The 12,419-nt window shown below is 59.9% G+C and carries 11 protein-coding genes and 1 tRNA gene; 6 read left to right on the top strand and 6 right to left on the bottom strand.

Annotated features, from left to right (window positions below):
* Window position 1 precedes the first annotated feature (1 nt).
* Window positions 2–2,209 (top strand): aldehyde oxidoreductase molybdenum-binding subunit PaoC, encoded by a 2,208-nt coding sequence (paoC, locus tag G7026_RS11630; RefSeq protein WP_181070917.1) that lies wholly within the window; start codon window positions 2–4, stop codon window positions 2,207–2,209.
* Between the two features lie 198 nt (window positions 2,210–2,407).
* Here the strand turns inward: paoC and G7026_RS11625 are convergent, their stop codons facing one another.
* A complete protein-coding gene (locus tag G7026_RS11625; protein WP_181070915.1) occupies window positions 2,408–3,478 on the bottom strand; it encodes a hypothetical protein in 1,071 nt (356 codons plus the stop codon).
* Between the two features lie 251 nt (window positions 3,479–3,729).
* Here G7026_RS11625 and G7026_RS11620 point away from each other — a divergent pair, with 251 nt between their 5' ends.
* Window positions 3,730–4,218 (top strand): copper chaperone PCu(A)C, encoded by a 489-nt coding sequence (locus G7026_RS11620; protein WP_181070914.1) that lies wholly within the window; start codon window positions 3,730–3,732, stop codon window positions 4,216–4,218.
* A gap of 147 nt (window positions 4,219–4,365) precedes the next feature.
* Here G7026_RS11620 and copM read toward each other — a convergent pair whose 3' ends face one another.
* Together copM and gorA are read right to left on the bottom strand one after the other, a co-directional pair.
* Window positions 4,366–4,734, bottom strand: a complete 369-nt coding sequence (gene copM / locus G7026_RS11615; protein ID WP_181070912.1) for a CopM family metallochaperone — start codon at window positions 4,732–4,734, stop codon at window positions 4,366–4,368.
* A 266-nt stretch (window positions 4,735–5,000) separates the two neighbouring features.
* A complete protein-coding gene (gorA, locus tag G7026_RS11610) occupies window positions 5,001–6,359 on the bottom strand; it encodes a glutathione-disulfide reductase (protein WP_181070910.1) in 1,359 nt (452 codons plus the stop codon).
* Window positions 6,360–6,431: 72 nt separating this feature from the next.
* Here gorA and G7026_RS11605 point away from each other — a divergent pair, with 72 nt between their 5' ends.
* On the top strand, window positions 6,432–6,854 hold the full coding sequence (locus G7026_RS11605; RefSeq protein ID WP_181070908.1) for a VOC family protein: 423 nt from the start codon (window positions 6,432–6,434) through the stop codon (window positions 6,852–6,854).
* A gap of 47 nt (window positions 6,855–6,901) precedes the next feature.
* Here the strand turns inward: G7026_RS11605 and galU are convergent, their stop codons facing one another.
* The 3 genes from galU to G7026_RS11590 form a co-directional block, all read right to left on the bottom strand.
* A complete protein-coding gene (gene galU / locus G7026_RS11600; RefSeq protein WP_181070907.1) occupies window positions 6,902–7,741 on the bottom strand; it encodes a UTP--glucose-1-phosphate uridylyltransferase GalU in 840 nt (279 codons plus the stop codon).
* A 393-nt stretch (window positions 7,742–8,134) separates the two neighbouring features.
* The gene (locus G7026_RS11595; RefSeq protein ID WP_181070905.1) at window positions 8,135–8,359 is read right to left on the bottom strand and encodes a PLD nuclease N-terminal domain-containing protein; all 225 of its coding nucleotides are present in this window, start codon (window positions 8,357–8,359) and stop codon (window positions 8,135–8,137) included.
* A gap of 702 nt (window positions 8,360–9,061) precedes the next feature.
* Window positions 9,062–9,135, bottom strand: a tRNA-Cys gene (locus G7026_RS11590).
* Window positions 9,136–9,634: 499 nt separating this feature from the next.
* Between G7026_RS11590 and G7026_RS11585 the strand changes: the two genes are divergently transcribed.
* The 3 genes from G7026_RS11585 (at window position 9,635) to G7026_RS11575 (ending at window position 12,218) form a co-directional block, all read left to right on the top strand.
* Entirely contained in the window at window positions 9,635–10,534 is a 900-nt protein-coding gene (locus tag G7026_RS11585; protein WP_181070903.1) for a LysR family transcriptional regulator, read from the top strand.
* A 583-nt stretch (window positions 10,535–11,117) separates the two neighbouring features.
* The gene (locus tag G7026_RS11580; protein ID WP_181070901.1) at window positions 11,118–11,327 is read left to right on the top strand and encodes an AlpA family transcriptional regulator; all 210 of its coding nucleotides are present in this window, start codon (window positions 11,118–11,120) and stop codon (window positions 11,325–11,327) included.
* A gap of 30 nt (window positions 11,328–11,357) precedes the next feature.
* Window positions 11,358–12,218: a ParA family protein gene (locus tag G7026_RS11575; RefSeq protein WP_181070899.1), complete on the top strand. Its 861-nt coding sequence runs from the start codon at window positions 11,358–11,360 to the stop codon at window positions 12,216–12,218.
* Window positions 12,219–12,419: the final 201 nt, after the last annotated feature.

Here is a 12,419-nt window from a genome sequence, read left to right as displayed (position 1 = left end):
GATGAAATTCGAAACAGCCGCGGGAGAGAACCCGATCGATCGCCAACAGGTGGTCGGCAAAGGCGTCGATCGGATCGACGGTCCACTCAAGACTACCGGCACGGCGACCTACGCCTACGAGTGGCACGAGCCGGTCGCCAATGTTGCCTATGGTCATGTGATCGGTTCTGCAATCGCCAAAGGCCGCATCACCTCCATCGACCTGACTCTCGCACGGCGTGCCCCGGGTGTGCTCACTGTCGTCACTGCGGACAATGCAGGGCCGCTCGGCAAGGGCGAACGCAATAACGCGACGCTGCTCGGTGGGCCCGATATAGAGCATTACCACCAGGCGGTGGCGCTGGTGGTTGCCGAAAGCTTCGAGCAGGCTCGCGCCGCAGCGGAGCTGGTGCGCATCACCTACGAGCGCGTCCCTGGCAGCTTCGACTTGGCCGCCGCCAAAGACACTGCCAAAAACCCCGGCAAGATTACTGGCGGTGAAGCAGACACCGCCGTCGGCGACTTCGCTTCCGCCTTTGCTGACGCGCCATTACAGCTCGACGCCATCTACACAACCCCTGACCAGTCTCACGCCATGATGGAGCCACATGCGTCTATCGCGGCCTGGGAGGGTAATCGCCTGACCCTCTGGACCTCCAACCAGATGATCGAATGGGGCAAGCAGGACCTGGCGAAAACATTGAACATACCGGCCGAGAACGTCCGTCTCATCTCGCCGTACATCGGTGGCGGCTTCGGCGGCAAGCTGTTCTTGCGAGCCGATGCGCTATTGACCGCCCTCGCCGCACGCGCCATCGGCCGGCCGGTCAAGACCGCCCTGCCCCGCGCATTGATGATCAACAACACCACTCACCGCGCCGCCACCATCCAGCGCATCCGCATCGGTGCCGACCGGGACGGGAAGATCGTCGCCATTGGCCATGAGAACTGGTCCGGTGACCTGAACGGGGACAGTCCGGAGTCCGGGGTGCGCTATTCCCGGCCGCTGTACGCGGGAGCCAACCGTATGTCCGCCACGCGGCTGGCCAGCATCGATCTACCCGAAGCCAACGCTATGCGCGCGCCCAGCGACATGCCAGGTTCCATGACCGTGGAGGTCGCCATGGACGAGATGGCGGAAAAGCTCGGCATGGACCCGGTGGAATTTCGCATCATCAACGACACCCAGGTCCTTCCCGAGCAGCCGGAGCGCTCGTATTCTCAACGCCAGTTGAATGAATGCCTCATCCAAGGCGCCCAGCGCTTCGGCTGGAACCGGCGCGCCGCCACGCCCGCTACCCGGCGCGAAGGGGTATGGCTGATCGGCCTAGGCGTCGCCGGCGGGTTCAGGGACAGCCCGGTGACGACGTCGGCCGCGAGAGTACGGCTGGACGGCAACGGCATGGTCACGGTCGAAACCGACATGACCGACATCGGCACAGGCAGCTACACCATTATCGCCCAGACTGCTGCCGAGATGATGGGCGTGCCGCTGGAGCAGGTGGAGGTCCGTCTCGGCGACTCGAGCTTCCCGGTCTCGACCGGCTCGGGTGGCCAATGGGGGGCGAACAGCTCCACTTCCGGCGTCTATGCGGCCTGCGTGAAATTACGGCGAAGCGTGGCGCAGAAATTGGGCTTCGACGCCCAGCAGGCCGTGTTCGAAAACGGTGAAGTTCACCAAAGCGGCAGGCGCATCGCTCTGCGTGAAGCCGCTGCCGACGGTGATATTGTCGAAGAAGACACCATCGAGTTCGGCGACTTGGATGATCGTTACAAGCTCTCGACTTTCGCTTCCCATTTCGTCGAGGTCGCGGTCCACTCGGCTACGGCAGAGGTGCGCATCCGCAGAATGCTCGCGGTTTGTGCCGCCGGGCGCATCCTCAACCCCAAGACCGCCCGCAGTCAGGTGATCGGCGCCATGACCATGGGTGCCGGCGCCGCGCTGATGGAGGAACTGGCGGTGGACACGCGCTATGGGTTCTTCGTCAACCATGACCTGGCTACCTATGAGGTGCCGGTGCACGCGGACATCCCACATCAAGAAGTCGTCTTTCTCGACGAGACCGATCCGCTGTCGTCACCAATGAAGGCCAAGGGCGTCGGTGAGTTGGGTATCTGCGGCGTCAGCGCCGCGGTCGCCAACGCAATCTACAATGCCACCGGCGTACGCGTTCGCGATTACCCGATAACGCTGGACAAGCTGCTCGGAGGCATGCCGCAGGCTGTGTAGCCTATGCGCTCACCGTCGATGAATCGTAAAGTGCATCAGCCCCGCCTGCCCGAGCTTCTCGATACGACGATGGGATGGAGCCAAGCGCGCAGGCGCAGCTCAGCCTGACGAGAAGGTAGCGGAGTTTGGAGTAATAGGCGGTCACAGCCCGGCTCGATTGTTCGCCGGCATCCCTGCCGGCACTTCTTACGCGATGGCTTAACGCTGAGTCACGGTCGCCATGTTGCCGCTGTTGGACTGACTGATGTACGCGCTGTTGTTCATTCCGCTCTGGTTGATGATCGCTTCGTTGGCGGTGCCTGCCTGAGTGATATCGGCGAGGTTGCCGTTGCCGGTCTGCAGAACCGTCGCAAGGTTGTCGGCGCCGCTGAGCTGATTGACCGCTGCGGTGTTCAACTCGCCGTTCTGGATCACGTCTACGGTGTTATAGCTGCCGTTGCTCTGGCCGGTGATCAGGTTGTCGTTGCCGATCTGGTCGGCCAGCAACAGATTGTCGTTGCCCGACTGGTCGAAATACAGCTCGTTGAAGTTGCCCGACTGGGTCACGTAACCATCGTTGGTATCGCCGCTCTGGGCGAGTTCGGCGACCTGCCCGATACCGTTCTGGTCGATGAAGGCTGCGTTGTACTCACCGGTCTGCTCGGTCAGGGTGCGGTTGTCGGTGCCGTCCTGATAGGTGGTGACACGGTTTGCTGTGCCGTCCTGGAACACGACGGCCTGCTGGCCGATACCGCTCTGCTGGGTGTAGAGACGGTTGTCGCTGCCCGTCGTGGAGCTGTAGGCGTCATGGCCTTCGCCGTCCTGGGCGACCAGCGCGGTGTTGTAGTCGCCTTCCTGGATGATCCGCGCCGAGGAATCAGAGCTGTTGCTCTGGAAGATACTGGCCATGTTCAGGTCGCCGACCTGCTCGATCAAAGCGACATCGCCGTCGCTGTTTTCCTGGGTGACGACCGAGGTGTTTTCTGCCCCCTCCTGATACTGCGCGGCGCTGCTCCAACGCGAGTTGGTCTGCACCGACTCCGCGTAGTTGTATACACCGTTCTGCGAAATCACCGAGTCGGTATTCTCGGAGGCGGTCTGTTCGGTTTCGGCGGTATTCAGCGTACCGGCCTGAATCTGCTCGGCCATGTTTTCTTCGCCGCCGGTCTGCAGTACGTTCGCCTGGTTGTCGATACCGTCCTGGTCCTGGATCGAGGTATTTCCCGCTGCATAAGTCTGGACCGACACCACGGTCAGGATGGCTGCCACGAGGGGTTTGATCTTGAACATGCCTTTCTCCTTTCTTCTTCGAGTTCGCTGTGGGTAGCGCTTCCTTACCGCATCGGCAGTGGGGAACGCGCCAGACACCAGCCGGCCTACTGCATGCTGGCTCACCAGGTCCATCTCCAAGCTAGGACGGCTGTATGACGAACTTGCGAAAGCGCAGCGCTGCCCGACCGACGGCGCAGCTCTTCCCTGCTGCGTACCTACCGGCCTCACGTGCTAATGTTTTGGACTTTCGTCGAAAGGTGCCCATTTCCATGCTGAAAAGACTCTTTGCAGTGGTCTCGCTGACTCTTGCCTGCCAGCTGGCGTACGCCCATGATCACGCGCACGAGGCGGCCGGAAGCGGTCAGCCCGGGCACGAGACCATGAAGATCGAGCAGGTCTGGTCGCGGGCGGTGCCTCCGACGCCTCCGACCGGAGCGGTCTATTTCACGCTCCACAGCCATGCCGCAGAAGCGGACCGGCTGGTCGGCGCCCATACGCCGCGCGCGGAGAAGGCCGAGCTGCATACCCATGTGCATCAGGGCGACGTGATGCGCATGGAACGGGTCGAAGCGGTAGACATCCCGGCAGACGGGCACGTGGAGTTCAAGCCAGGCGGCAACCACGTGATGCTGTTCGGGGTGACCGAACCACTGGTGGCCGGTGAACACTTTCCGATCACCCTGGAGTTCGAAAAGGCCGGTGAGATCACGCTGGAGGTGACGATCACCGACCAGGCGCCGGCGTCGCACCAGCACTGATGCAACGCGCCCGGCCCGAAACCCGTACCCGGTTCGATGCCAGTTGCCTGTCCGTTCGAGGGTATGAATACGAATTACTGTTCTAGCCAGTGTGGGGGTGGGCAAAAGAATGGCGAGCCGGTGGGCGGCTCGCCGCAAGGATAGGTTCTATTTGGCGGGATGCGCCTTGAGCCACGCGCGGAGCTGATCGATTTCCTTTTCTTGCAGCGCAATCACCGCTTCGGCCAGCGCTCGCATCTCGGGATCCTTGCCGTACTGAAGCTGGATCCGCGCCATCTCGATAGCACCTTCGTGGTGAGCGAGCATTCCGAACGCGAACGCCACGTCAGGATCCTTCGCCATGATGCCGTCGTGCATATCGTCGTGCATTGTCTGCATCGACTTCATGTAAGCCTCGTTGGCAGGGCCGGTCGGGTGGCTGCCCGGAGCATGGTCTTGCGCGCGGGGCGTCTCGTTCGCCAGCGCAGCCGAGCACATGAGGCATGCCAGGGTACCCACCATGAACATCTTCATCATCAAAACCTTCATCCAAAGTTGTAGGTCGTCGACGCTAAGGCTTACCCCGGTGGCAAGGTCAATTCAGCGGCGGAGGCCGAATGTAACTGTCTGTGAGAACTCAGCCCTCGACCGATAATCACCGAGGGTGGTCATGAAATGGCCACGCTGATCCAATTCGACCCCGGGCTCGATTACCGCTTCGAGAAACCGCGCTTCGCCGGCTACAGGAGCGCCGGCGCTTGTCGGAAGCCGCCCGGAGCGCGGCGTCCCTAGCCAGGCCAGCGTCAGATGCCGGTGGGCGTACGCATGGTGACGAACTCTTCGGCCGCCGTCGGGTGGATGCCTATGGTTTCGTCGAACAGCTGCTTGGTGGCACCCGCCTTCAGCGCCACCGCCAGCCCTTGCATGATTTCTCCAGCATCCGGTCCGGCCATGTGGCAACCCAGCACGCGATCAGTTTTAGCGCAGACCACCAGCTTCATCAGGCTGCGCTCGAGGCTGTCGGTCATGGTCAGCTTCATCGGCCTGAACCGGCTTTCGTAGACTCTGACCTGCCCGACTTCCCTCCTCGCTTCCTCCTCGGTCAGGCCGACCGTGGCGAGGTTGGGCAGGCTGAACACGGCGGTCGGGATCAACCGGTAGTCCACGGGGCGATATTCCTCGGGCTTGAACAGGCGGCGCGCAACGGCCATCCCTTCGGCCAATGCGACCGGCGTGAGCTGAACGCCGCCAGTGACGTCGCCTATCGCCAGAATCGACGGTTCGGAGGTCTGGTAGCGGTCATCGACCTTCACGTAGCCCTTATCGTCGAGCTCGACCGTCACGGCGTCGAGCCCGAGGCCGTCCAACATGGGCCTTCGCCCGGTTGCATAGAGGATGCAGTCGGCTTCCATCGTACGGCCGTCTTCCAGAGTCGCGCGCAAGCTGCCATCGGGCAATTTATCGATGCGGGCGATATCGGCGTTGAACTGCAAGTCAATGCCCTTCTTGATCATCTCGTCCTTCAGATGATCGCGCAGCGAGCCGTCGAAGCCGCGCATGAACAGCTCACCGCGATAAAGCTGAGTGGTTTGCGCGCCGCAACCATTGAAAATGGAGGCGAACTCGACGGCGATATAGCCACCGCCCACGACGATTACCCGCCGCGGCAAGCGCTCCAGGTAAAACACTTCATTGGATGAGATGGCATGTTCGCGGCCCGGAATCTCCGGCACGAACGGCCAGCCACCGGTTGCGATGAGAATGTGCTTCGCGGTGTAGCGTTTGCCGTCGACTTCGACGCTATGCGCGTCGAAGATGCGGGCGTGCGCCTGCAGCAACGTTACGCCGCTGTCGACCAGCAGGTTCTGGTAGATGACGTTGAGACGCTTGATTTCCTTGTCCTTGTTGGCGATCAGAGTCGCCCAATCGAAGGTCGCCCCGTCCAGCGTCCAGCCGTAGCCCTGCGCCTGTCCGAAGTCTTCGGCATAGTGAGCGCCGTACACCAGCAGCTTTTTCGGCACACAACCGACGTTCACACAGGTCCCACCCAGATAACGGCTCTCGGCGATGGCAACCCGCGCACCGTAGCTGGCGGCGAAACGTGCGGCCCGCACGCCGCCTGAACCGGCGCCGATCACGAACAGGTCGAAGTCATAGGTCATGGGGTGTTGTCTCCTTCTAGAACCACGAAGCATAACCCAGGCCTTCGCCTGAGATCATTCCAGGAGTATCGCATGCGCCCTGCCCTGACCCACTTGGCCCTCCATGTTCCGGACCTGGAGGCATGCATCGAATTCTATGAACGCTTCTGCGGCATGCACGTATTCCACCAGCGCCCAGGCAAGGGTTCGCGCATCGTCTGGATGGCGGAACCCGGCAAGGAGCGTGAGTTCATCTTCGTGATCATGCCGGGCGGACAGGCACGCGCGCTTGCCGAGACCGACTACAGCCATTTCGGCTTCGCCCTGGGTAGTCGCGAAGCCGTGGACGAAATCGCAGCACGCGCCCGGGCGGCAGGCTGCCTCATCTGGGAGCCGCGCGAAGACGAGTATCCGGTCGGCTATTACTGCGGACTGCGCGACCCGGCCGGCAACTATGTCGAGTTCAGCTACGGCCAACCGCTGGGACCCGGAGCCGAGGCGTTGCCGATCCCCTGATGCGACAAAGCCGCCCGAAGGCGGCTTTGCCGTTGCAGCCGAAGCGCTTAGAACGCCTTGCCGGTCTGGTAGAAGTGCTCGTAGCAGAAGTTGGTGGCGGCGATATAACCCTCTGCACTGCCGCAGTCGAAGCGCTGGCCCTTGAACTTGTAGGCCAGCACGCAACCGTCCTTGGCCTGGCGCATCAGTGCATCGGTGATCTGGATTTCCCCGCCCTTGCCCGGCTCGGTCTGCTCGATCAGCTCGAAGATGTCCGGCGTCAGGATGTAGCGGCCGATGATCGCCATGTTCGACGGTGCGTCTTCAGGCTTGGGTTTTTCGACCATGTGGCTGACGCGGAAGATGTCGTCGCGGATCATCTCGCCGGCGATCACGCCGTACTTGCTGGTCTCTTCCGGTGGCACTTCCTGGATGGCGACGATGGAGCAGCGGAACTGGTTGTACAGTTTGACCATCTGCGCCAGGACGCTGTCACCCTCGAGATTGATGCAGAGGTCGTCAGCCAGCACCACGGCGAACGGCTCGTCGCCGATCAGCGGACGACCGCTGAGAATGGCATGCCCCAGACCTTTCATTTCAACTTGGCGGGTATAGGAGAAGCTGCATTCATCGATGAGCTTGCGGATACCGACCAGGTATTTTTCCTTGTCGGTATTGCGGATCTGGTGTTCCAGCTCGTAGCTGATGTCGAAGTGATCTTCCAGCGAACGCTTGCCCCGCCCGGTAACGATCGCGATCTGGTTCAGCCCTGCCTCCAGCGCTTCCTCGACCCCATATTGAATCAGGGGCTTGTTGACCACCGGCAGCATTTCCTTGGGCATTGCCTTGGTGGCTGGCAGGAAGCGGGTACCGTATCCGGCCGCGGGAAAAAGGCATTTCTTGATCATACTGAGTCCTTGATGGATATGGTTCCAATCGATGTGCCGCTTGAACGACAGGTACAGCTGCCTTGCGGTGACCGGCCGACGCCTTTCGAGATGAGCAAATCTGCGCAGGAGGCCGAATCTAGAGGCTACGACCACCGAACGCCCGGGGGGTTCGCAGCGCGCTAATAAACGGTACGCATCAGCTCGGATCTGTCGACCGCCACCTGGATCGGAGCCGGGTCTTCGCGGGCGCCATAGAGTGATCCGGGCGATGCCATCTGTCTACCGCGGCGACGCTGGCAGCACGTCGGCGCTGACCGGCTAACTGTCCGCTGGCGTTCGTGTTGCGAGTCGCCTCACCTTTACGTTTTCGGACGAACACGTGAAAGAGGCAGAGCCTTCGATCAAGACCGCTCAAGGGTCGGGGCTACGCCAGACGGGACCGGCCTTGACCGCCCTCGGCCCGGCAATGGCCCAGACGATCAGACCAATGATGGGAAACAGCGAGATACCGATGGCCCAAAGCGCCTTCGGACCAACGCCTCGGTCGCTGCGGAACACGCTGACGATGGCCCATAGATCCAGCAGGATGATGACGACGGCGGTGATGATGGCCACGTAGGAAAACGCATCGCTCATGAAACCAGCCTCCAAAGCGCACTCGTTATATCTGCTCTGGCCGCGTCTACAGGGATGCAGTTCCTTCCTATATGAATGCCAACGCTTGGCGTAACGATGGCTGGCACAGGCAGCCGCTCAGTCTATTCTCGCCAGTCTAAGCCAGTCCGCACCTCCGCTTCTGCCTAAACAAAACGGGCCTCACGGCCCGTTTTCTATGCCCATACAACGGAAAAAGCCGCCTCTGCTTGGACAGAGGCGGCTTCGATGTTGGTGCCCGAGGCCGGAATCGAACCGGCACGACGGTTAAGTCGGGGGATTTTCTTACCACTTCGGCTTTCGCCGCCAGCGTGGACGCTGTTCGTGGTCTGGAGCACGCCTTCACCTTAGCCTGACGCCTTAGGTGCCCGCCGTCTGCTCTCTACACCTTCCCAACGCTTTCGCATTCGGGCTTGGCTCGGCGTTGGCTCGGACGCGTTGAGCATCCAGGGCGTTCGCCGAATTTGACGGGCTTCACCTCTGGAGTTTCCTCCGGAGGGCTCAAATTGATTCAAGTCCCCTGTGTCTACCAGTTTCACCACTCGGGCATGCCGCGTCAGCAGCTCGCGGCGCGCAGGACTATAACCACCCTCTCCCACCCATGCAACCGCGTAGCGGTTTGGATACAACCCGGGACGGGAACAAAAAAGCCCTGAAGATCAATGATCTACAGGGCTTTAATGATGGAGGCCGATGTCGGAATCGAACCGGCGTACACGGATTTGCAATCCGCTGCATAACCACTCTGCCAACCGGCCTCAAAACGAAGACGCCGCATACTGCGGCGTCAGCGTCAACAAACTGGAGCGGGAAACGAGACTAGAGCCTAGCCCACAACCTTTTGATTTAAAAGGATTTTCCGCAACTGCTGCCTAAGCAACGGACACAATTATGGACTTGTTCGAACAGGCAGGCAAGCCCCCCGCCAATTTTCTTTCGAGATAGTCCTTCGCCTGGTTAACAACCCAGCCACCTGCAGCGGCTGTAGGGCGCTTCTCCGCTGAGCGTCACCTGCCTCCGCCGAGCACCTCATAATGGCCTTCATGTGAGACGCAGCACTCAATCCCGCCAGATAGCACGATCATTTAATGCTGAGCGTCGCAAATTCCCATTGCTTCGATGTCTGGTCTTTAGATCACAAAACGCGAAGCGGAATCCCCGACGAAAACCCGATCACGAATCGTCACGAGATGGTTTCCCGCCTCTACTGCGCCGGTTCATTGGTGAGAACCGCAACACCGTAAGGAGAAAACCAACATGAGGATGCGCCATCTTCATTACTTCTTGGTCGTCGCGGAGGAACTGAGCTATTCGCGTGCAGCTGCCAGAGTCCATATCGAACCCTCCCCTCTATCCCGGGCCATCAAGGAACTGGAAACGGACTTGGGGGTTCGCTTGTTCCAGCGCGCCAGAGGGCGCATTTGTTTGACGTGGGCGGGTGAGGTTTTCCGAGAGGAAGCCCGGAGAATGCTTACTTTCATGGAGGGCGCGCGGACTCGCGTGAGTGCGGCAGCGCGAGGCTACCGGGGCCGACTGCGCATAGGCCTGGCCGACGGGCTCGCCCAACCTCGATTGACACGATTGTTGGCCCGCTGCCGTGAGGAAGAACCTCTTACTGAGGTGAGAATCATCGAAATGACGGTCAAGGAGATGAACAATGCGCTAGGGCACGACCAGATTGACGCTGGATTCACTGTGCACACCGAACTCAACAATGGATACGTTAAAGAAGTCGTCTGGACAGACCGCCCTGCGATCGCAATTCCCAGGAACCATCCGCTCCTTGCTCTTGAAAAAATTCCTCTCCAAGAGGTTGCTCGACACGCGCTGGTTCTTTGCCATCCCGAGCTTTGCTCAGGCGGGCACGATGTCATTCGCCGCTGGTTCCACGAGTACACATTGCCTTTTCCTGCGGTGGCCGAATATGTCTCGGGGCATGAACCAATGATGATGCTCGTGGCTTCGGGTTACGGCATTGGCGTCGGATTGGCGTCGCAAATAACCTTGTATAGTCACCCAGACGTTATCGTTCGCCCCGTCACTGATGATGTTCCATGCACACCAACATTCATTACCATGCTTGATCAGCCGCCATCTGAAGAGCTGAGCAGGTTCATCAAACGTGCCCAGCAAATTGGTGAGCTGATTGCTATCTAAATAACTTCCGCAATTGAGACAGTCTGGCTACAGCGGTCATTGCTTGGGCCATGTTGTTTTCGTCACTTGCTTGACCACAAAAGTCACGCTATCGCGGAATAACTACCTGGACCACAAGGGGCCGACCGGACAATTTTCCTCCATGGACCTTTCCAGGGATGGTCTGAGAAGTTGTTCTCCGAGAAAGCAGCTCAGTAAGCATGCGCCTTACAAGCCTGTCACTTCGTAAAAACCGGCCTTTTCTCAGCTCTCTCAGCAGCATGTGAAAATCGGTCTTTCTTCGCATGACGTTTTCCGTCAGCTGAATAGCAACAGATATCAATCTATTAATCCGCTAACTCCGCCGAGCGGGTCCGCTAATTTTTTAATCTTGATTGGCACGGTCACGCTACCAATAGTGCATCGCCTGCGGGTTGCCTTGGTGGTGTTCACCATCACGTAGTAGGAAATCGGAACAGCCAAGCGCCATTTCGATGAATCCGGTGGTCAGCACAAACCGATTGTTTGATGCCCTAACGGGGTCACGCTCGCTTACTACGAGCCACGCCTTACGAGTGCTGCCAAGCATAAAGGAGTGACCACAATGTCTACTGAACACACAGCAGTTGCGGACCGCCGCATCCTCCGCCGCGCCGAAGTTGAAGCCAAAACCGGATTCAAGCGCGCGCATATCTATAACTTGATGAAGGAAGGCAAATTCCCCAAGGCCTTGCGCCTGGGAATTCGAGCTGTCGGCTGGGACTCTGCCGAAATCGACAGCTGGATCACCGAACGCATCAAAGAGCGCGTTTGACGCCACTCCACTACGGTCAAGGAGCGAGCCATGCAAGTGATAGCCATCATTTCGACGAAGGGCGGAGTAGGTAAAACGACCGTCGCGGCCAACCTGGGAGGCTTCATCGCTGACGCTGGTATGCGGGTGCTGCTGATCGACCTCGACATGCAGCCCACCTTATCGTCCTACTACGAACTCACCCACCGCGCCGCTGGCGGCATCTACGAACTGCTGGCATTTAATGAACAAGCACTACCGCAGTTGGTATCGCACACGACCATCAAAGGTCTGGATGTGGTGCTGTCCAATGACGAGCACCAACAGCTGGGAACGCTATTGCTGCACGCAGCGGATGGGCGCCTGCGCCTGCGCAACTTGCTGCAGCTATTCAGACAACACTACGACCTGGTGGTGATCGATACACAGGGCGCGCGCAGCATCATGCTAGAGATGGCCATGCTCGCGGCTGATCTAGCTGTCTCCCCTATCACCCCCGAAACTCTGGCAGCCCGGGAGCTGCAGCGAGGAACACTGCAGCTTGTCGATGCAATCGCACCCTACCGCCGCTTGGGTATCCAGCCTCCGCCACTGCGTTTGCTGCTCAACCGCGTACCGACCATCTCGTCGAACGCAAAGTTAGTTCAGCAGACTCTACGGCTGATTTTTCGCGAGAGTGACGAGGTACAGATACTGCACACCGAGATACCCGCCATCGAGGCGTTCCCCCGTGCCGCAACGTCGAGTCAACCCGTACACACGATCGAACACCGACGCCCGACCGGGCGCCAAGCACCGGCGGCCCTGGAGACCATGCGTGCGCTCGCACGCGAACTTTGCCCGCAGTGGCAAGAGCAGCTTGCCTGCGTGAGCGGCCGACTTAACAGGAGGCGTTCACATGTCGAGCGCTAATGAACTCTGCCACGGTCATAAGCGGTTACTGCTGCTGATTGAGTTCGCTTTGAGTGAGGGCTGGGAAGTCCACCGAACGCCGGAAGGACTGCTGAAGTTCGTGAAGCCGAGCTTACCGCCGATCTTCACCAGCTCAACAACAAGCGATATTCGAGCACGCCAAACGCTTAGAGGCGCCAGCGCCGGTCGCCACCAGCAGGG

This window comes from Stutzerimonas azotifigens, from assembly GCF_013522725.1.
Lineage (GTDB): Bacteria > Pseudomonadota > Gammaproteobacteria > Pseudomonadales > Pseudomonadaceae > Stutzerimonas > Stutzerimonas azotifigens_A.
This window is presented reverse-complemented; position numbering and strand designations above follow the sequence as displayed.

Excerpts from the sequence above, each read along its gene's own strand:
- paoC (WP_181070917.1), top strand. The coding sequence starts at position 2 with ATGAAATTCGAAACAGCCGCGGGAGAGAACCCGATCGATCGCCAACAG.
- G7026_RS11625 (WP_181070915.1), bottom strand. The coding sequence starts at position 3,478 with ATGTTCAAGATCAAACCCCTCGTGGCAGCCATCCTGACCGTGGTGTCG.
- G7026_RS11620 (WP_181070914.1), top strand. The coding sequence starts at position 3,730 with ATGCTGAAAAGACTCTTTGCAGTGGTCTCGCTGACTCTTGCCTGCCAG.
- copM (WP_181070912.1), bottom strand. The coding sequence starts at position 4,734 with ATGATGAAGATGTTCATGGTGGGTACCCTGGCATGCCTCATGTGCTCG.
- gorA (WP_181070910.1), bottom strand. The coding sequence starts at position 6,359 with ATGACCTATGACTTCGACCTGTTCGTGATCGGCGCCGGTTCAGGCGGC.
- G7026_RS11605 (WP_181070908.1), top strand. The coding sequence starts at position 6,432 with ATGCGCCCTGCCCTGACCCACTTGGCCCTCCATGTTCCGGACCTGGAG.
- galU (WP_181070907.1), bottom strand. The coding sequence starts at position 7,741 with ATGATCAAGAAATGCCTTTTTCCCGCGGCCGGATACGGTACCCGCTTC.
- G7026_RS11595 (WP_181070905.1), bottom strand. The coding sequence starts at position 8,359 with ATGAGCGATGCGTTTTCCTACGTGGCCATCATCACCGCCGTCGTCATC.
- G7026_RS11585 (WP_181070903.1), top strand. The coding sequence starts at position 9,635 with ATGAGGATGCGCCATCTTCATTACTTCTTGGTCGTCGCGGAGGAACTG.
- G7026_RS11580 (WP_181070901.1), top strand. The coding sequence starts at position 11,118 with ATGTCTACTGAACACACAGCAGTTGCGGACCGCCGCATCCTCCGCCGC.
- G7026_RS11575 (WP_181070899.1), top strand. The coding sequence starts at position 11,358 with ATGCAAGTGATAGCCATCATTTCGACGAAGGGCGGAGTAGGTAAAACG.